16 protein-coding genes are annotated in these 19722 nt (G+C 42.4%); 13 read left to right on the top strand and 3 right to left on the bottom strand.

The features are described 5' to 3' along the window. Window positions 1–107 precede the first annotated feature (107 nt). The 7 genes from KZE55_RS05880 to KZE55_RS05850 all read left to right on the top strand — a co-directional run bounded on the left by KZE55_RS05880 (window position 108) and on the right by KZE55_RS05850 (window position 9812). Window positions 108–1895 carry an McrB family protein gene (locus KZE55_RS05880; protein WP_222257793.1) on the top strand — a complete coding sequence of 596 codons (1788 nt, stop codon included), beginning with the start codon at window positions 108–110 and terminating at the stop codon, window positions 1893–1895. Next, window positions 1885–3618, top strand: a complete 1734-nt coding sequence (locus tag KZE55_RS05875; RefSeq protein ID WP_222257792.1) for a nuclease domain-containing protein — start codon at window positions 1885–1887, stop codon at window positions 3616–3618. The genes KZE55_RS05880 and KZE55_RS05875 overlap by 11 nt, the downstream gene beginning before the upstream one ends. 236 nt (window positions 3619–3854) lie before the next feature. Then, a complete protein-coding gene (locus KZE55_RS05870; RefSeq protein WP_222257791.1) occupies window positions 3855–4091 on the top strand; it encodes a hypothetical protein in 237 nt (78 codons plus the stop codon). Window position 4092: 1 nt separating this feature from the next. Continuing rightward, entirely contained in the window at window positions 4093–4518 is a 426-nt protein-coding gene (locus tag KZE55_RS05865; protein WP_222257790.1) for a hypothetical protein, read from the top strand. Between the two features lie 664 nt (window positions 4519–5182). Then, the gene (locus KZE55_RS05860; RefSeq protein WP_261313183.1) at window positions 5183–7972 is read left to right on the top strand and encodes a TOTE conflict system archaeo-eukaryotic primase domain-containing protein; all 2790 of its coding nucleotides are present in this window, start codon (window positions 5183–5185) and stop codon (window positions 7970–7972) included. A gap of 101 nt (window positions 7973–8073) precedes the next feature. Continuing rightward, entirely contained in the window at window positions 8074–9486 is a 1413-nt protein-coding gene (locus tag KZE55_RS05855; protein WP_222259945.1) for a family 43 glycosylhydrolase, read from the top strand. Between the two features lie 125 nt (window positions 9487–9611). Continuing rightward, window positions 9612–9812, top strand: coding sequence for a UxaA family hydrolase (locus KZE55_RS05850; RefSeq protein ID WP_222259943.1), 201 nt, complete (start codon window positions 9612–9614; stop codon window positions 9810–9812). An 88-nt stretch (window positions 9813–9900) separates the two neighbouring features. Here the strand turns inward: KZE55_RS05850 and KZE55_RS05845 are convergent, their stop codons facing one another. Further along, a complete protein-coding gene (locus tag KZE55_RS05845; protein ID WP_222257789.1) occupies window positions 9901–11259 on the bottom strand; it encodes an IS4 family transposase in 1359 nt (452 codons plus the stop codon). 632 nt (window positions 11260–11891) lie between these two features. Here KZE55_RS05845 and ltrA point away from each other — a divergent pair. Continuing rightward, window positions 11892–13274, top strand: a complete 1383-nt coding sequence (ltrA, locus tag KZE55_RS05840) for a group II intron reverse transcriptase/maturase (protein ID WP_222257788.1) — start codon at window positions 11892–11894, stop codon at window positions 13272–13274. Between the two features lie 100 nt (window positions 13275–13374). On the opposite strand, the gene KZE55_RS05835 is transcribed toward ltrA, so the two are convergent. Next, window positions 13375–13743 (bottom strand): lipopolysaccharide assembly protein LapA domain-containing protein, encoded by a 369-nt coding sequence (locus KZE55_RS05835; protein WP_222257787.1) that lies wholly within the window; start codon window positions 13741–13743, stop codon window positions 13375–13377. A 114-nt stretch (window positions 13744–13857) separates the two neighbouring features. Next, a complete protein-coding gene (locus KZE55_RS05830) occupies window positions 13858–14247 on the bottom strand; it encodes a ribonuclease HI family protein (protein ID WP_222257786.1) in 390 nt (129 codons plus the stop codon). Window positions 14248–14282: 35 nt separating this feature from the next. On the opposite strand from KZE55_RS05830, the gene KZE55_RS05825 reads away from it, so the two are divergent. The 5 genes from KZE55_RS05825 to KZE55_RS05805 all read left to right on the top strand — a co-directional run bounded on the left by KZE55_RS05825 (window position 14283) and on the right by KZE55_RS05805 (window position 19708). Beyond that, complete coding sequence (locus tag KZE55_RS05825) at window positions 14283–14687, top strand: EbsA family protein (RefSeq protein WP_222257785.1); 405 nt, start codon at window positions 14283–14285, stop codon at window positions 14685–14687. After that, complete coding sequence (gene lspA, locus KZE55_RS05820) at window positions 14684–15133, top strand: signal peptidase II (protein WP_222257784.1); 450 nt, start codon at window positions 14684–14686, stop codon at window positions 15131–15133. The genes KZE55_RS05825 and lspA overlap by 4 nt, the downstream gene beginning before the upstream one ends. Window position 15134: 1 nt before the next feature. Continuing rightward, window positions 15135–16049: an RluA family pseudouridine synthase gene (locus KZE55_RS05815; RefSeq protein WP_222257783.1), complete on the top strand. Its 915-nt coding sequence runs from the start codon at window positions 15135–15137 to the stop codon at window positions 16047–16049. Window positions 16050–16127: 78 nt separating this feature from the next. After that, window positions 16128–17210 (top strand): carbamoyl phosphate synthase small subunit, encoded by a 1083-nt coding sequence (locus tag KZE55_RS05810; protein ID WP_222257782.1) that lies wholly within the window; start codon window positions 16128–16130, stop codon window positions 17208–17210. After that, a complete protein-coding gene (locus KZE55_RS05805) occupies window positions 17210–19708 on the top strand; it encodes an ATP-binding protein (protein ID WP_222257781.1) in 2499 nt (832 codons plus the stop codon). Before KZE55_RS05810 ends, KZE55_RS05805 begins: the two co-directional genes overlap by 1 nt. The last annotated feature ends 14 nt before the right edge of the window (window positions 19709–19722 follow it).

Here is a 19722-nt window from a genome sequence, read left to right as displayed (position 1 = left end):
ATCGGTGCATGGAATCATGCAGATAATTATGGGAATATTTCCGATGATGGAGGTGTCTTTTTGATAAAAATGAGGATATAATGTTTAATTTACGGATACTAAATTCATTGGAAAAAGAATATCAAAACTCTCAGATTCACGTATATCCTAATGAACTTGAAAAGTTAGGCTTCCAAGATAATTTTTACGATGACAAGGATACCAGAAGAGAAACCTTAGAAGAGTACTTAAGAAATAAACTTTTCATTTTTAAAATTAATAGTACTGACAAGAAAAATTTATTTGCTTACGATATTAAGACTCATATTAAAAATAGTGACTTTTCAGTAAATGATACTTTTGAGGAAGTACCAATATTATCTGATGAGAGAAATAACTCTAAGAAAATTACTGATAAATTATTAGCAGGAGAGACAATCTTGTCTCATACTGTAAGTATGATAAGTAATAAAAAAGATAGTATTAGTTCATTTATGGTTTCTGAAGATAGTAATTCATCTTTGATGCTATACGAAGATGTCACAGCGGTAAGTACTGATGGTATAGAGAGTATTCAATATCAAACGCCCAACAAAAATAATCCAATTACAGTACGTAAGATTAATCGAAATTCTAAAATGGATAATTACTATTACGATAATGGTGATGGCGATACAAGACATAATATTATGTTTATTCCAACACGGTACTTAAGGGAGGAAGAAAATCAGCTAGAAAATTTTGCAAGTTTTACAACTCTATTAGTTGGAGAAGAAAGTGATGCGACTGATACTAATAAGACCCAAGATACGGATCTATTATTTTTAGATCAATTTAATAGTGTGATTAGGTCATCTAAGTATCACCTTCTTCTTGATGAAGATGACATTGTTAACTTTCACACATCTATTAAGTCGAATCTACTAACTATTCTTGCAGGGCTTAGCGGTACAGGAAAGTCCAGAATAATTCGTGCATATGCAGAAGCATTGGGGATTGATGAAGCCTCTGATCAATTTAAGTTTATATCTGTGAAGCCATCATGGCAAGATGATGCTGATTTACTTGGCTTTGCTGATACAATGAATAATAATTATCGCCCAAGTGATTCTGGATTAGTTGATACATTACTGAAAGCAGAGAAAGACAGCAATCAGATTTATCTAATTGTCTTAGATGAAATGAATTTATCAAGAATTGAGTATTATTTTTCACAATTCTTGTCTGTCTTAGAAAGAGATAGCAATGAGCGATATCTAACTTTATACAATAAATATTTAGAAGCCAGATTATACAATAGTGCAATATATCCACCTAAACTTTTAATTCCTGAAAACGTAAGGTTTATTGGAACAATGAATATTGATGAGTCAACGTTTGAATTGTCGGATAAGTTGTTGGATAGAGCTAATGTTATACAATTAAAAACTCTTCCGTTTTATAAACGTGAAGATATGAAGGTAGAGAATTTAAAACAAAAACAAGAAGAAAAGTCTTGGCGAAAGTTTCCAGTGAAGCTGCTAAATTACTCTGCTCATGGGGTAAGCTTAAATAAAGAACAGTTAGAATTCTTCTGGGATCTACACAAGACTATAAATCAAGTTCTTCCCAACGTTGGAATCAGTTGGCGAAATATAAAGTCAATAGAAAACTTCTTAAATAAGTTGCCTTCTAACTATTATGATAAGTTAGACAAAGCAGTGGATTGGCAGACCTCTGAACGAATACTTACCAAATTACGTGGGACAGATACTATGCTTTCTCCATTAATGTCTCTTAATGAAAAAGATCAAAAATTAAAAGGGAAAATTATCGATGTCTTAGACGAATATTCTGATTTATCTGATTTTACAACATGTCGAGAGACATTATTGGTTAAGGTAAGGGAATTAGTAGCAAATGGTTATGCAAGATAATATTTTTTTAGAAGGAAAAGACCAACCTAAAAAGCAATTTTTATTTAGCGATGATGAACTAAATAGTAGTTATTTAACGATTAATGAGAATTCAGAATGGAGTTTGTTCTTCAAGGAGCCCAGCAATGGGAAACTATATATGGATGGGCTTGACCTATTGTTAGATGAACGTATTAACCACGATGATGGTGGATTATTTATCCAAGCAAGCGATAGGCCATACTATATTTATGATCACAGACAAAATGATAAAAAATACTTACCCGGACTGTATAGATTAAAACTGGTAACGCCTGAAGCAATTAAGTATAGTTGGTTAAAAATAGTGCCGAAGTTTCTTTCAGAAGGTTCTCTGGAGTTAATGCGGCAAGATGTAGAGAATACAGTGAAAGGATTAGCTCGTTCGTTTCGTGCTAATGTTAATGGAAGTTTATCTAATTATTCAGCTTTTATATCTTTTGAAGAGTTGCAGGCGTTAAGTGTTTTAAATGAGAATTATAAGAAGTTTAACTCAAATTCATATTTCATATCACAATCGCCAAGGGTTAAAACTACTCCTTATTATGCGTGGTCAAGAAATGTAAAGCGCTCTATTGACAATAGATCCGTGATAAAGATGAGTATGCAGAAGAGGAATAACGCACTGTATTTGAAAAATTATAAGTTAACAGCTAATACTTCCGAGAACGGGGTTCTAAAGCGAGAGTTAATTGATATTCTGAACATTGTAAACCACATACAGAGTAATCTTTTAAATATTGCTGGTAAGGTAAATAGTTCTTCAATACAAGAGGATCTGGATTTAGTTAATAGGTATAGGTTAAAGATAAACTATATTCTTAGTAATACATGGTTAAAAGATGTTAAAGCTGTATATGATATTGGTGGAGCAGCTAATGCTTATTTAGATCATAGATATATTTTTTTCAGGGATCTTCAATGGAAGTTATTACATGTCTCTAATTTTCAGCCTCGATTTGAAAGACAATATCAGTATTATTGGCATAGAACTGATCTTTTATATGAGATATGGGGATATATAAAGGTGCTTGAAGCTTTAAATAATTTAGGATTTAAGCCTCAGAGAGGTTGGATATATGATAATAAGAACCTAGATTTTAGTGGATTAAAATCAGGTACTTGTGTGTATATGTGTTGTACTAAGGATTCAAAATTTAAATATCATATGAACTTAAAGGTAAAGTATGACAGTGTAATTAGACCAAATGAAGCAAATAAGGTAACGCCCTCTGATCCACTATGGTATAGTTCTAGTCATAATCGGCCGGATATTAGGATAGAAATTTACGATCAAGATATGATTTTCCAAAATGCCATTATCTTAGATACTAAATATAGGCGACTTAAAGATATTAACTCTTTTAAAAAAGGTGGGGCATTAGGACAACTTAACTCTTATCATGATCAAATTTTCAGTCCCTACCCATTTGAAACTGCTAAATATAGGAAATATAAAATATTTCATTACAAAGCGACTAATTCAATTTTAGACGTGGGAGCTCTTTATCCAGGTGATTACAGAAATGTTAGCGATCAATCTGATATTTTAAAAGCAGGTAGGGCAAAATATATTGTATTAAATCCTAAAATTTTAAGAAGTGATGCTTTAATGTCTTTTCTTAGAGATTGTTTTGAAAAACAGGAGCAGCTTTTTGAAAGATTTGAAAAATGGGATAAATTACTGGATGGTAATTTTAAGTAGTCTGGGTATTAGTTATCAGTTAATATAGAAGTATTCTGTAAAAAGATGACCGATAAAATCTCAGCCTTTTGCTTACATAGAAATCACTTCCATCTTACAGTCTTGGCCGAACTAAATAGTCGCAAGATGTCATCAGCTTTGTTTTCTACCTGGTGTCACACAAGAGAATACATGACCACTTAAACCATTCAAATCTATAGTCTGCCATTATTAAAAATATTAGTGAGGTGAGTTAGATGTCTATTTTTGGGAATGCACATAAAGTAAGTATAAAAGATGAAGCCTTAAATACAAAGAACTGGATATCTGATGAGGAATTAGAAAAAATATTCTTTCCTGATGATAATGATGGCGTAATTAATGACATAAATAGTTTAGTGCAATCAAATACACCCCAAACTGATGATTTAATATCAGTAAAAACCAATGCTAGTTACAACATGATTAAGGCAAAAAAATTAAGGGTTGCTTAGCATGAATACTAAAGACAATAAGAGCATTATCCAATTTACTAATCCAGAATTGGTTGAATCAATTTTTATAGATAATCCTAACTATGATGGACAGCTAGATATTCACCAAAATATGAAAATTACTTCAGCACATGACAAAGTATTTTCTAATGGTAAAAATAAGCGAAGTTCGACTGTATCACTAACTGTTTCAAACTTTAATCAGATTGATTTTTCCACTAACAGACCATTTTTCCTTAGAATAACGATGAGGGCTAAATTTACCTGGTACAGTGGCCTAAACGATAAGGAAGAGGAGAATTTTCTGAAGGTAAATGCCGCATCACTATTGCTTTCCTATATTAGGCCACATGTTTATAGCATTACAGCACTTTCTCGCTTTACCGAACAAAATATTCCCTTTATTGATTTTACCAGTCAAATTTAGGGACTAATCATTGCGTTATTTATTAAACTAATCAGATATAATAAGGCCTGATGAAGAAATCTTGTTGGTTCGGCGAAATGTTTTAAAAATCAGTATGTTTTAAAAACGAAAGCAACAATTAATTGTTTGGCCTTTATAAAATGCAATAGGATACAATGGAGATAAAAATTATAATATTCTGTAAAGGCTGACGACAATAATCGTTAGCCCTTTTTGTAAGTGGATAAGAATAACGCGTATTGGAAACAGTCTAATATGAATATACTTCTTGGTAACTTAAAGGTGAATAAGTATTTTGTAGGTAATAATATTTAACCATTTAGAGATTAAGGGAAAATGCTTCTAATTATTATTTTATAATACTGAGGGACATTAATTTACTAGCATATTGTGGAATTACAATATGGCTGTTAAAGAGAATGACGTTAGCCTAGCTGAGCGTAAGTGAATACATGAGATGGAATTATTTCTGATAATTTGTTCCTAAGGGAACAGTATTAAGGTAATTATCATGAAAAAAGTAAATCAATAATTTCTTTGATATTAATTTATACGCAATGTGTTCTGAAAGCGTGAGAAAATTTGGGCCTAGAATAAAAAGTGTACAAGTTAAATAGAGACTCTGATTTAGTATAATTAAGGAAGTAAATTGGAGGATCAAATAATGACGAAGCACAGTTATGACAAGGAATTTAAGATTAACATGGAAGCAAATCATGAATATAGGTTTCAAAATGGTGATCGAGTTTTCATAAAAGGTCAATTTCACCATTATCTAACGCACCAGCCTTATTATCTAATTAGGAATCAGAATGGTAACAATTATATTCTAAGCCAAAATGAGTTTAAAAATCTTATTGCTTCGGAAAGAAGTACGAATGAGAAAATTGATCTATATTTCCAGTATTTCAGTGGTCGCTTAGATGTTTATGCTCAGAAATGGAGTAATGGTAAGGGATATAGTCCAGCTCTAAAAAATTGGTGGGCATTTTATCAAACGCGAAATGATAAAGTGGCACAGGAAAAATTGACCAAAGAATATGCTCCCTACACAAGGAAAGTTGTATATGACCAGATTATTTCTGATGATTGTTATCATCATTATGGAATCTATCCACTAACAGATAATGATTGTACGAAACTCCTCGTTTTTGATTTTGATAAACATGGCGCACCGATTGATCCAAAAAAAGCGACGATGGCTGTTCTAGGAACTTGTCAAAAGTATGGTATTAGTTGTTTGCCCGAAATTTCTTCGTCAGGTGATAGTTACCATATTTGGTTATTTTTTTGTCAACCAATAAAAGCTTGGATCGCTCGTCAGCTTGGCAAGTTAATTTTGGTTGAAACAATGATGAGTAGTGATAATGTTGATATCTCATGTTTTGATCGTATGATTCCTGCACAAGATAGTTTGCCCAAAAATGGTTTTGGAAATTTAATTGCATTACCCTTAAAATGGTCCGAAGTAAAAGAAAAACGGTCAATTTTTACTGATAAACGATTAAATCCCTTGTTACCTACCCAGCTGTTTGATTGTTTAGCAAGCATTAAGCGATATACTTCTGATGAAATTAATCAACTGGTTAATAGAATTATGAAAGATATGCAGTTAATGAAAGGACAAAACAAGTCATTCGCTTTGTCTAATATTACCAATTATCCAGCTGAAATTAGGGGTTATATAAGTGGCGAGATTTATATTAAGCGACAGACATTGACTAGACGTGAGCAGCTTAGTCTTTTGGGCCTAGTGACTTTTGATAATCCAGAGTTTATTAAAAAACAGAGAATGCGAATGCCAGTGTGGAATGTCCCGTCAGTTTTAACTTCTGGACGTATTGATGGAGAATATATTTGTCTTCCACGAGGCGTTTTAAATATATTAAAGAAGTACTGTTCATGTCATTTAGAAAAGCGATTTGCATCTCCAGACAAGCTTAATGCGACCTTCAATGGGAAGTTAAGAGAAGAACAGCTATTGGCTGTAAAAAATCTTGGCGACCATAACTTAGGAATGATATGTGCTCATACAGGTTTTGGTAAAACAGTTGTTGGCTGCGCACTGGCTGCCTGTCGTAAAGCAAGAACCCTTATTATTGTCCCAACAACCAGCATTGCTAAGCAATGGCAAAAGGCCGCATTTAATTTTCTTAAAATTAAAGATAAGCCGTTTATTGAGTACACAGAAAAGGGGCATGTTGTTCGTAAAAAGAAAGTTGAAATAATCAGTGGGTCACGTAATCGCCCATCAAGGCTAGTTGATATTGTTAATATTAGGAAACTTACACGGATGAGTCCAACAGAAAGAAGGGATTTTTATAAACATTATGGCCAGATAATTGTTGATGAGTGTCACCATATATCAGCAGTTACTTTTGAAAGCACTTTGGTTCAAGCTAATGTTCCCTATATAGTTGGTTTAACAGCTACACCAGAACGCAAGGACGGCCTAGAACAGTTTATGCATTATCGCTGTGGGCCAATTTATTACCAGGGTAATGAAGAGGCTAATTATTTAATTCGGCGCTATATTTATCCAAGATATACTAGTTTTGCTGAAGAAAGGACTTTACAAATTAAAGATAATTATTCTCAGAGAATTAATCATTTAGTAATAAATAAAGACCGGAACCAGTTAATCGTTGATGATGTACAACGTGTAGTGTCTGAAAATCGGCACATACTTTTATTAAGCGGAAGGGTTAACCATTTAAAAATATTACAAAAAAGTATTCTCGAATTAGTTGGTAAAGGACAGGTTTGTTTAGTTACTGGTGGTGGAAATTCTACAATAGATATTAAGGATGAGCACTTACCATATGTGATCCTCTCGACTAGTAAATATGTAGGTGAAGGCTTTGATATGCCAAGCCTTGATACACTTTTTTTAACAACTCCTTTCTCTTGGAAAGGAAATACTAAGCAGTACTTAGGACGGCTCGAGAGAGGGTTAAATAAGAAAGATGAATTACGCGTTTATGATTATGTTGATTTAGAAGATAATACTTTTATTAAAATGTATCAGAAGCGGGTAAGTGTCTATCGTAAATTAGGTTATGAGTTTGTTAAAAGTAAAAAATGGAATCGCTATGATTCGGTTTATTATACAAGTCAGGATTACTTATCAGTTTGGCAGCATGACATTGATTGTTCATCAAGTATTTTTATGAAGGTAAAGCAGTTAACGAATCAACAAATTGTTTTGTTGACACAGTTAATGAGAGAGGGAAGAAATCTACATATAGAAGTAGAAAGCTTACCCAGTGAGTATAAAACGAACTTACCCTTGAAAGCATCTAAAGGGAAAGTGGGCGTTAATCTTTGTATTATCGATAATAAGATTTGTTGGTATGGTAACCTGAACCTCGGTGGACGTTCTTATGTTCATGCTTCGGGAATTAGGATTGTAAGCCGTAATATAGCAAAAAAAGTAATAGAAGAAAGTGGCTGATACAGGACGACTAAACATTACAATTTATACAAAGTTGTGAGCTTATCAGCTAAATATAAAAAGAAAGCTTCTCAAATAAACCTTTTCGGAGGTGATCCCCCATCAACTTCACCAACCCCTATTTACCAAGTAACATTTATATTCCTAACGGTGAACCAAAAGTCTATGGTAATCGCGTTTACCTATACGGTTCCCACGACCTGCCCGGTACCCGCTTTCCGTGTGAGGGTGATTACCAGTGCTGGTCGGCCTCCGTTGATGATCTCAGCCATTGGCGAAGTGAAGGAACAATTTACCGCCGACTCCAAGGCCCCTTTATCAGGCGCCACCAGCATGGCCTTCGTCCATTTAGCAAGTACCTCTTTGCTCCCGATGTCGTGCAGGTTGGCGCCCGTTGGTATCTTTACTATGGGGTGGGGATGTCTGGTGCCGGGATTGGAGTCGCCGTTGCGGATTTGCCGACGGGTCCCTTCAAATTCCTTGGACGGGTCACCTGTCCAGATGGTACGATTCTTGGGCACGGTCGGCCGCTATTTACGATGCCGCTAGGGATCCCAATTTTTCATAAAAAGGGTTACCCGTATGACCCCGCCGTTATCTACACGGGTGGCCGGCTGTTTCTTTACTTTGGCTATGGTCACTGCTATGTGGCGGAACTATCGACCACAGACATGCGGACCATCATCAAGGCGCCTGAAACCGACCGGTTCATTTCTCCAGACCTTATTCCAACGAAAACTGCCTGGCGGATGCAAAATGCCCCTTCAATCCGTCAAATTGGCAAGCGCTTCTTCCTAACTTACTATGCTAAAAAGGGGACCAACAACGCGCTTTGCTACGCGACCAGCCAATGTCCATTTGGCCCGTTTAACTTCCGCGGAGTATTGGTCTCCCTTGGTGACGGTGGCGTCTTTGGCAATCAAGCGGGAACTGCCTACCAGGGAAATACGCACGGCGGCCTTTTCTGCGCTGGTGGTCACTACTACCAGTCCTATCACCGGCAGACCGGTGGCCGCAATCCTAACCGTCAAGCATGCCTGGTAGAATTATGCCGCACCAAAGACGGCCTCTTTAAGACGGCCCACTTTACATCGCAGGTGCAGGCGAGCGGCGGCTTGCCCTGGGCCCAGACCTACATGGCAAACACCGCCTGTGTCTTAGTTGACCGGCATGGCTGCTGCCGTAAGCACCGGGCCCCATATTTCGCTCTGCAAAATAACCAGCAGGTAGTAACTAACCTCCGCGCAGGGAGCCAGGTGGGCTTTAAGTACCTTGACTTCAAGGGCGCAAGTAAAAAGCAGCGGATAACGGTCGAGCTCACCAACAGCCGTCCAGGGGAAATCAGGGTGCTGGTTGACGACGAAAAACAGCTGGTGGGGACCATTAAAACCACCAGCGGCCAGCGACGCTTTGTGGGCACGACCAAGATCCCGGCAGGGCGGCACGCGGTTTATTTCGTGTTTAATGGGCTCAAGCGGGCAAAGCTTGTGGCATTTCGGTTTGGGCCTGCATGAATGTGGAGGACAGAGCGGCTTTAATAAGTCCTGGGACAATACGAACCGATATCGCATCAATTATATAAACAGTTACTGGAATGTGTCTGCAGGCTTTTGAACGTGAAGGTGTAACTTAAGCCAAGCTGGGAGCTAACTCCTATATCGCTAACCTTAAGCCGCGTTGGATTGACTTCGACGCCGGCCAGTTGATGAATGAATCGATGGATGACTTGGCAGCGAAGTTCATCCAGTACATCATCGACGTGGCCAGTGGCAAGAAGACCAACAATGAAAAGTATGATGTTCACGGAATCGCCATCTTCAAGACCGGCGTAACGGAATAGCATTTTGTATGTAATAACTGAAACTTGAAAGTATGAAGACAGACTGATCCCTTGGTATCACAGGGCATATTTTAATTAATTTAACCATTTAGCTTGCTGTTAACAGCGAAACTAACCGTTTCGGCAAAAATGTGAAGAACTGATTCATCATCTGAATAATTTGGGCTCTTCTTGCATAAACTTCATGATTAATAATCGTTTTTAACGAATTTAGAAGCCATACCAGTGCTTGAGACAACTCAATATCTGGCATGGCTTCGTTCATTATAAAGAATAAATCCCCAATGGTGCGATCATCCTGATTTTGCCGTTCCTGCCAAGCTAATAGGTCATAAGTCATCATGACAATTGCTAAATGGCCACAAAGCCCGTCATAATTTTGAACTTGTGATTTGTCGAGCCGCAAGTATTGCTTGGCAACTTTAAAGTAATTCTCAATTTGCCATCTTCGGGCGTATAGTTGAATGATCTCTTGTGGCTGAAGGCCTAACTGAGTCGTTGCCAGTACTAGGTAGTCATCTTGACGGGCCCGATTAGCCACAAATACCAAGCGAAGCTTGAATTTTTGGTTCCCGACGTGCGCTTCGACAAAGCAGCTGTATTGATAAGCTTGCTTGGGTTGATATTTTGAGGCCTGCAGTCGCTTGTATAATGCTTTAACTGAATATTGCCGTCCGCGATATTGATAGTAAATTTTGCTGGACCGTTTAAGCATGCCCACGCCGTTTAATCCCAACTTGGTTAATTCATAGAACATTTTTGGTGAGCTATACCAGCTATCAAATAACACATAGTCAGCTAGAACGCCATTTGCGAGGGCTTGCTTGACAAGTTGCAATGAAACGAGGTTCATTTTTTGCTGTGCTTGGCGACGTCTCCGGCCAGCAATTGTTCGTTGATCGGTTGTTTTAGCTGATTTTCCAAGGACGTTTTGTGGCTTCTTGGAAGACATTAATGCAAAGTTGATCGGTAAGAATGTATTGGCGTCACTCCAACCCAAAGTTAAAGCCCGGTATCCCTTAATATATAACTGTTTGTCATGGTCAAAGACTCGCGCTAGTAATTCGGTTTGGGTGGCGTACTCACGGGAAAAGAGTGTATCGTCAATGATCAATGTTAACCGCCGCCGGCGGTCAATAAACGGTCGTAAATGCTTGATTAAATGACTCCCAACTTGACAAATCAAGCGTTGCCAATTGATCCGGCCATCGTTCAAATTATTTCTGACGGTGCGACTGGTAAAGTTAGGTGTTTCATGGGCTCGATAAAGCGAGCGCCCCAGGAACTTTGTCGTGAGCAGCCATTCAATGACCTTCATCAAGCTGATTTCTGAATTCCGGCGATAATTCACCAACTTGGTGAGTTTAGATAGACCAATGAGGGAAGTAAATTGATGAACAATATTGTGAAGCTCGTTTTCTGTATTTTTTTGTCTTATAATATTCATGACGTAAGTCTCCTTTGTATCTTGGCTTTGGTCGACTAAAGTATACAACGCAGGAGAGCTTGCGTTTATTTTTTTGCCAAAAAAGCCAATAACCACACGCCTTTGGCGTGATTATTAGCTTTCAAGTTTCAGGTAATAACCTCATGAAAAAGGCAAAGTACCATAAATTATGGCACCTTGCCTTTTTCCAGTGCGCCCGGCATGGGTATTAGCTAGGTGGTGAAAGTCCACTATGGGCCGTAGTAGTCGGAACCATGAGCCGAGGACAAGGGTGTCCGCTGTGAGGTGGAATCTGAAGGAAGTCTAAGGCAAAGTGCTGCACCGATGAACAAGAAGTAGCTATAAGGCTGAGAGTAACTGGATAAGGTTGCTAGACAAACTAAAGTCCAATACTACTCGAAGTTGCTTTCAGTAAAGCTAACGGTGACATGGTACGAAAGTTAATATTCTTACCCGGGGAGATCTGACCTACACGTTTCCGACAAGAGGAATGAATGAAATTCCACAGAAGCAAGCATAGCAGTGATGTTGTGTTGAGTAAGCCAGAAGTCAGCCGAGGTCATAGTAGTCTAATTAATTAGATGAAGGACCGAACGACAATAACTTATAACTTATATCGGAGGTGTAATCAGGTGCGACAATCGCAGAAAACAGAACCACAAGCTGACCGCTTGTCGAGGATAGGTTTGGAAAACCGAAAGTACACAAGGGCGCGTAGTACCGATTATGGTGAAGGTAAAGGTATGAGTGTCACTATCCAAGACCAAGTCTTGGACCGCAATAACCTGAACCAGGCTTATTTGCGAGTTAAGAGAAATAAAGGAGCAGCGGGCATTGATGATATGACTGTCGATGACCTCCTGCAATATCTTAGAGAAAATAAAACGGAGTTAATCACCAACCTACGTGAAGGCAATTATAAGCCAGTACCGGTTAAACGAGTGGAAATTCCCAAGCCCAACGGTGGAGTGAGAAAACTAGGGATACCAACGGTAGTGGACCGCATGGTCCAACAAGCAGTTGCCCAAGTGCTCACGCCAATCTTTGAGCGTATTTTCTCGGATAATAGTTTTGGCTTTCGCCCTCATCGTGGAGCCCAAGACGCAATCGCAAAGGTAGTTAAACTATATAATCAGGGATATCGAAGAGTAGTCGACTTAGACCCGAAGGCCTATTTCGATAACGTCAACCATGATTTGATGATTAAGTACCTCCAACAATATATTAATGACCCATGGACGCTAAGACTTATCCGCAAGTTTTTGACTAGCGGGGTCTTAGATCATGGGCTTTTCGCTAGGAGTGACAAAGGAACGCCGCAAGGTGGACCATTATCACCATTACTGGCGAATATTTACCTAAATGAGTTGGATAAAGAGTTGACCAGACGTGGCCATCACTTTGTACGCTATGCGGATGATTGTAATATTTATGTTAAAAGTCAACGGGCGGGAGAACGAGTAATGCGCAGTATTACCCATTTTCTCGAAAAGCAATTGAAGGTTAAAGTTAATCCAGATAAAACTAAAGTTGGTAGTCCCCTAAGATTGAAGTTTCTTGGCTTTTCACTAGGTGTAGACCGTAACGGTGCCTATGCCCGACCGGCCAAGCAATCACAAAAGCGAGTTAAGCAAGCACTAAAGCTGTTAACAAAGCGCAATCGGGGAGTATCCATTGAGCAAATGTTTGAGGAAATTCATCGCAAAATGCGGGGTTGGCTTCAATATTACTCAATTGGGAAACTGACTGGCTTTATTCAACGACTTGACCAGTGGTTAAGGGCGCGAATAAGGCAATATATCTGGAAACAATGGAAGAAATTCAAAACTAAGATTACTAACTTACAAAGGCTCGGATTGTCTTATAGTGATGCATATGTCTTCGCTAGTACCCGTAAGGGCTACTGGCGAACCGCACACAGTAAGACTTTGAGTTATTCTCTAACAAATAGAAAACTGGAGTACCTTGGACTAATAAATATGTCCAAGACGCTCCAGTCAATTCAAAGTGATTAAGTTGTCGAACCGCCGTATACGGAACCGTACGTACGGTGGTGTGAGAGGTCGGTAATTGAACTAATCAATTACCTCCTACTCGATTATTCGCACTAGGTAACTATTTTTGCTGACTACCACTTGCCGGCTTGTCAGCGGCCTTCTTGAGTTGGGCGTTGGTCTCCTTCAAGCGCGCATTCTCCTTTAACAGGTCCTTGACCTGGCCCTGCAGCTTTTGCAGTTGCTTAGGGTCAACCTTACTAGCCCGCAACTCCTTGAGCTCCTTATCTTGCTTCAGGTGAGTTGAGAAGGAGAGGAGGTAGATGATTAGGGCCCCAATTAAGAGGCAGACAAGGATTAAGAGAATTAATGGCATCTGGAACTTGGCAAACAGGAGGTTTACCACCACGGATGCCGTGTTAGCAACCGCAAAAATGGCAATGATGATAATTAGGATAATTGAAATAATAGTAGTTGATTGTTTCTTCAATGTTCTTCCCCCAAACTAAATTTACATTTATTGTATAACTTGTTTTGTTTGGCGCATAGCCTTAGAACACAGCTTTTGGTCGTTTCTGAAACTTTTGGTATACTAATAGCGGTATTATTCCAGACTCTTCAAGGCCTGGTTAGCGAGGTGGTGGGCACCCGCATTTTGACTGTCGGGAACCCACTGGGTAACGACGGTCGGGAAGTGGTCAATTAACCGGTTAAGGGTATCGAGTTGCGCTTGGTAATGTTTTGTATAATTTTTGCCAACCGCGTCACTAAGCAAGCGGCTATCGGTGTAGAATAAAACTGTTTGTTCGCTAGCAAAGTGATCACAAAGGTACTGGAAGCCAAACGTGGCGGCCGCAAATTCGCCGCTGTGGTTATCGGCTTTGGCAAGTGTTTTCGTCAGTTGGTACTGGTGGTGGTTGAAAAGGATCAGGACTCCTAAGCCGGTTGGCCCCGGGTTACCTTTTGTTGCCGCATCAGTATAAATTTTGATCATTAAAAATCACCTCATCGGAAGGATGTTTATCATAAATGGAAGAAGAAATACGCTATTTTTATCAACCGGACCTGACTGGGACCATCATTTCCTGGTGCTGGACCTTTATTATTTTCTTGGCGGGCCTGATCATCTGGTTGGAGATCACTCATTTTCAATGGATCACGGCCGTCCTATTCCTTATTTTTGCCGTCCTGGTTTTCTTAGAAATCAAGCGGCGGACCGTGGTGGTGACGCCAACTAAGATGACCTTTAGTCGTTTGTTGCAGAAAGACTACCTGGTAATTCCGCTAGCTGACATCCGCCAACCTCATTTTACTAAACATACGATGTCAATGACAGTCAATGGTGAGATCCTCAACTTTACTTTTACAAACAAGGCCATTCGTCGTTTGCAGGACTTGCTTGAACGTCAGGAAAAAGAAGGGGCCCGGTCATGATGGTGATTATTTCCTTCGTCCTGGTCCTTGTCCTGGTCGTTATTGACCAGCTAGTGAAGCACTGGGTGGTTGCTAGCGTGGCTTTAAACACCGCCCACCCTTTACTTCCCCACGTCTTGGCCCTGACGAACCTGCGAAATAACGGTGCCGCGTGGAGTATCTTAGAAGGGCAGCAGTGGTTCTTTTCACTGGTGACGGTGGTGGCTTTAGCAGTCATCCTCTACCTGTTCTACCGCTGGCGACATAACCCGCGCCTCCTGTTGTCATTGAGTTTTATCTTAGCGGGGGCGGTTGGCAACTTTATCGACCGCATCCAGCACGGCTACGTGGTTGACATGTTTGAAACCCTGTTTATGAACTTTCCCGTCTTTAACGTAGCAGATTGCTGCCTGACGATTGGCGTCATTTGGTTGGTTATTATCATCATTCGTGAGGAAGAGGAATAATATGGAAGAGAATTTACGGTTAGTGGTTAAAGAGGGGATGACGGGGCGCATCGATAAGCAACTGGGTCACCACTTCAGCCAGTATTCCCGCTCACAGATTCAAAAATGGATCGGTGACGGTAACGTGAAGGTTAATGGGCACCCGGTCAAGCCTAAGTATAAGCTGACGGTCGGTGACGAGGTGACCATCGCACCGGAAAAGCCCCAGAAAATTGACCTAGAACCGGAAAATATTCCCCTCGACATCGTTTACGAAGACGATGACGTGGTGGTCGTAAACAAGCCTCAGGGAATGGTGGTCCACCCGGCACCGGGGCACCCTGACCACACCCTCGTTAACGCCCTTTTATACCATTGCCCACTTTCGACGATCAATGGGGAATTTCGTCCCGGGATTGTTCACCGGATTGACAAGGATACCTCAGGCCTTTTGATGGTGGCCAAAAACGATATGGCCCACCATTCCTTAGCCGCTCAGTTAAAGGCCAAGACCAATAAGCGGGAGTATGTGGCGCTGGTTCACGGTGTTATTAAGGATGACCAGGGGACCATTGACGCGCCGATTGGCCGGTCAAGAAAGGACCGCAAGAAGCAGGCCATCGTTAGTGACGGGCGACACGCGGTCACCCATTTCAAGGTACTAAAGCGTTACCGTCACTACACCTTGGTTTCCTGCCGTTTGGAAACGGGCCGAACCCACCAGATTCGGGTTCACATGAAGTCAATTGGTCACCCCCTTGCTGGGGACCCCCTGTATGGTCCGCGGAAGACCCTTCCGGGGGCGGGCCAGTACCTTCACGCCCGGCTACTTGGTTTTAAGCACCCCCGAACGGGAAAAGAGATGGTGTTTACGACGCCACTGCCGGACTACTTTCAGAAAATGCTGGATAAGTTGGAGAGGACGGATTCCAATTAACAGAAAGTACTAAGTCGTATATAATTGGAAGAGTGAATAAGTGAGCAAAAAGCAATTTGCTCAAGAGGGGGATTATTAATGGCATCACGATACCTCATATTTGAAGATGGGTCTATCTTTGCCGGCGATGGTTTTGGCGCCCCGGCTGTGACCTTTGGCGAAGTAGTTTTTAACACCAGCATGACTGGTTACCAGGAGATCATCACCAACCAAATCTACAATAATCAGATTTTGATTTTTACCCAGCCGAATATTGGAAGCTATGGGATTCAGCGTAACATTTATGAGACGATTGTCCCAACAATTAAGGGCGTTGTTGTCCGGTCGCTATCCAACGTGGCAACTAATAACGTCCGCCGGCTGACCCTAGACCAGTACTTAAAGCAGATGAACATTCCGGGAATCAGTAACGTTGACACCCGGGCAATTGTTCATAAGCTCCGTGCTGCCGGAAAGCCGTTGAAGGGGAGCATCGTGCCTGTCCCTGATGACCACGCCTTTGACCAGCTCCACGCCACGGTCCTAACGAGCCAGCAGGTGGCTCAGGTGGCCACGCCCAAACCCTACCCGAATCCGGGAGTGGGGAAGAGCGTCGTTGTCATTGACTTCGGCCTGAAGAACGGGGTTCTGCGGCAACTGAGCCGGCGGAAGTGTAACGTCACCGTCCTGCCGTACACGGCGACAACGGATGAGATTCTCCGTCTAGACCCAGACGGGGTTGTCCTGTCGACCGGCCCGGGTGACCCCAATAAGTTGAAGTCATCGGTCCTGAAGATGATTCGGGAGGTCGAAGCAAAGGTACCCCTCTTTGCAATTGGACTGGGCCACGAGCTCTTTGCGATGGCGAACGGCGCCCGGGTCAAGCGCCTGCCGGTTGAGCACCACGGGATGAATCACCCCTTACATGAGATCGTAACGGACCACATTGTCTACGCGACCCAGGGTGGGGGCTTTCAGGTAGACCGGACAACGATTGACCGCTCCAAGCTCTTCATCACCTATGTTGATATGCTGGATAACAGTATCCAGGGCCTTCGTCACCGGCAGTACCCGGCGTTTTCCGTCCAGTTCTTCCCGGATGGGGCGCCCGGCCCGGACGAGACAAACGGCCTGTTTGATGAATTTATCGAGATCATGAACCGGAGGGAGGCGCAACGGTAATGACAAAAGAAGTTCGTTCCGTCCTGATTATCGGGGCCGGGGCCAATGACATCCAGCACGGGGATGAGCTCGATTCAGCCACCTACCAGGTAGCCACCGAATTTCACCAGCTAGGCATTCACACCATCCTCGTTGATGACAACCCGTTTTCGGTTAGCTTAGAAAGCAGCGACATCATTGACCATGCCTGTGTGGGCCCGCTGGAGGTCGACAACCTCATTCGAATCATTGACCAGTACAAGCCCCACGCCATCCTTCCGACCTTGGGGAACCGGCGGGCCTTTGAACTGGCCCAAAAACTGCTTGATAAGGGAATCATCCAGGAGAGAAATATCCGCCTGTTAGGTATTCCGGAAGGGACCATTCGACAGATCAACAACCCGGTCCTCCTCAGCCGGACCCTCCACGCCATGGATGCACCGACGAAGGCAATTGTTACCGTCAATACCTACCAGGATGCCTTGGAAGAGGCCCGCAAGATTGGCTACCCGGTTATTATCCGGTCGGTCCTTCCCAAGAGCAGCAGCACTCGGCAAATTGTCCATGACCAGCGGGAGTTGGCGACGGCCGTCCAGAAGTGCTTAAAGCAGTCGCGAGCCGACCAGGTCTTTGTTCAGCAGAGCCTGGCAGGCTTTAAGGAAATTGAGGTGGTTGTTCAGCGTGACCAGTCGGGGACGATGATGATGCTTTCGATGGTTGAAGATATGGACCCAATTGGTATTCACGCCGGCGACTCGATTGCCTTTAATCCTCCGCAGACGCTCCTGGATCGGCAAATCCAGGACATGCGAGATACCGCCTTTGCGATTACCCGTAAGTTACGGATTGTGGGGGTCAACCACGTCCAATTTGCCCTTAACCCGGAAAATGATAAGTTCTACGTAATCAAGAACAGTGCCTATTTCGACCGGATGACGGCCTTTGTTGCCCAGTCCACCGGATACCCAATTGCAAAGGTCTGTGCCCAACTATATGCGGGCAAGCTTCTTCGTAATATTGACTTGGGAGTAGGCTATGTTAATCACGCTGCCCTAGTTGAACCGACGATGGACCATATCGCAGCCCGGGTCCCGATGTGGGGCTTTAATGCGGTTCCCAAGGCCGACCAGCAGCTAACAACCGAGAAAAAGTCGGTGGGGACAGCCTTCGGGATTGGCCGCAGCCCGATTGAGGCCCTCTTTAAGGCAATTGAGTCCCGCTATAAGGAACCAACCGACTTCCACCTGTTAGCCCAGGAGAAGCTCTCCGATGATGAGCTCGTAATGAAGCTTGTCCACCCGGCTGCGGGACGGATCTTTGTCCTGATTGAGGCGATGAAGCGGGGCTATTCGGTCGATGAACTCGCCGAAATGACGAAGATCGACCCCTTCTACTTTGACCAGCTCAACCGGATGCGGCTCCTGATTGAAGAGGTTGTTAGTCACCCCCAGAAGGAGCCGGTGTTAATCAAGGCCAAGTACAACGGCCTCAGCAACCAACTGATTGCTCGCTTGTGGAAGACAACTCCAGAGCAGGTCTACCAGATGTATGAGGACCACAAGTTGATGACTAAGTATAAGGAGATTGAGCCCTCAGGTGGGGAGTTCACCCAGCACACCGGGAGCTTCTATTCCGCCCTTGAGTTTGAAAACGAGGCCACCAAAACGGCCCAGCCCAGTGCGGTGATTATCGGGACTGGTGGCCTGCGGTTGGGGATGAGCAACGCCGGGGACTACTTTGTCGCCATGCTTATGCGCCAATTAAAGGCCGACCACTTCCACACGGTAGTGGTCAATTCCAACCCCAGTTCGGTTACCCTGAGTTACTCGTTGGCTGACAAGCGCTACATTGAGCCGGCCACAACGGAAAACATCCTGCAGATCCTGCGAATCGAGCAACCGCAGTTCCTGTTTGTGCCTGCCAGTTACAGTGAACTCTTGACCGCACTGGAGCAGGACCAAGTTGAAAGCCAGCTCGTGGTGATCCCGGATGATGACCTGTCAATGTTGGACGACTATTCTAACCAGCTCGTTTCCTTCAACTTTCTCTACGATGGCAAGTATGCCTACCCACTGGGAACGATCACCAACCTGCTCTCCGTCGACCAGCTGGAATACGAATCAACAGCTATCCGCTATCCGGCGGAGCTGGCCAATGTCGATAACCAGAAATTGAATGATCAAAGCATGGCAGCCATTGCGGGGCAGTCTGGTCCAGGCCTTTACCAGGTAATTTTTGAAAAACAGGCAAGCGGCGGCTTCAAGAAGGTCGGTGTTCAGCCGATTCCACTGCCGGAAATTGCCTTTTTGGCCAAGGCCCTGGGGTTAAACCTCACCGCCATTTTGACCCGGATCCTTACTGGGCGGGCACAGAGTGCGGATATTAATGAGTTCTTGAAACACGAGGGTCCATCTGGCAGTGCTACCTACCGGGCAACTTTCCCATTCAAGGCGCTCCATGTTAAAGACGGTGTCCCGGCGGTTGAGAAGATTATCGGCGCCCGGATGCAGTTTATATAGAAAATAAAATTAGG

Source organism: Limosilactobacillus panis (assembly GCF_019797825.1).
Lineage (GTDB): Bacteria > Bacillota > Bacilli > Lactobacillales > Lactobacillaceae > Limosilactobacillus > Limosilactobacillus panis_A.
Note: the sequence above shows the minus strand (reverse complement) of the source record. Positions and strands in the feature narration are given on the sequence as shown.

Coding starts and splice junctions, on each gene's coding strand:
- KZE55_RS05815 (WP_222257783.1), top strand. CDS start 15,135: ATGGAAGAGAATTTACGGTTAGTGGTTAAAGAGGGGATGACGGGGCGC.
- KZE55_RS05845 (WP_222257789.1), bottom strand. CDS start 11,259: ATGAATATTATAAGACAAAAAAATACAGAAAACGAGCTTCACAATATT.
- KZE55_RS05870 (WP_222257791.1), top strand. CDS start 3,855: ATGTCTATTTTTGGGAATGCACATAAAGTAAGTATAAAAGATGAAGCC.
- KZE55_RS05875 (WP_222257792.1), top strand. CDS start 1,885: ATGCAAGATAATATTTTTTTAGAAGGAAAAGACCAACCTAAAAAGCAA.
- KZE55_RS05830 (WP_222257786.1), bottom strand. CDS start 14,247: ATGATCAAAATTTATACTGATGCGGCAACAAAAGGTAACCCGGGGCCA.
- KZE55_RS05860 (WP_261313183.1), top strand. CDS start 5,183: ATGACGAAGCACAGTTATGACAAGGAATTTAAGATTAACATGGAAGCA.
- KZE55_RS05865 (WP_222257790.1), top strand. CDS start 4,093: ATGAATACTAAAGACAATAAGAGCATTATCCAATTTACTAATCCAGAA.
- lspA (WP_222257784.1), top strand. CDS start 14,684: ATGATGGTGATTATTTCCTTCGTCCTGGTCCTTGTCCTGGTCGTTATT.
- KZE55_RS05810 (WP_222257782.1), top strand. CDS start 16,128: ATGGCATCACGATACCTCATATTTGAAGATGGGTCTATCTTTGCCGGC.
- KZE55_RS05825 (WP_222257785.1), top strand. CDS start 14,283: ATGGAAGAAGAAATACGCTATTTTTATCAACCGGACCTGACTGGGACC.
- KZE55_RS05805 (WP_222257781.1), top strand. CDS start 17,210: ATGACAAAAGAAGTTCGTTCCGTCCTGATTATCGGGGCCGGGGCCAAT.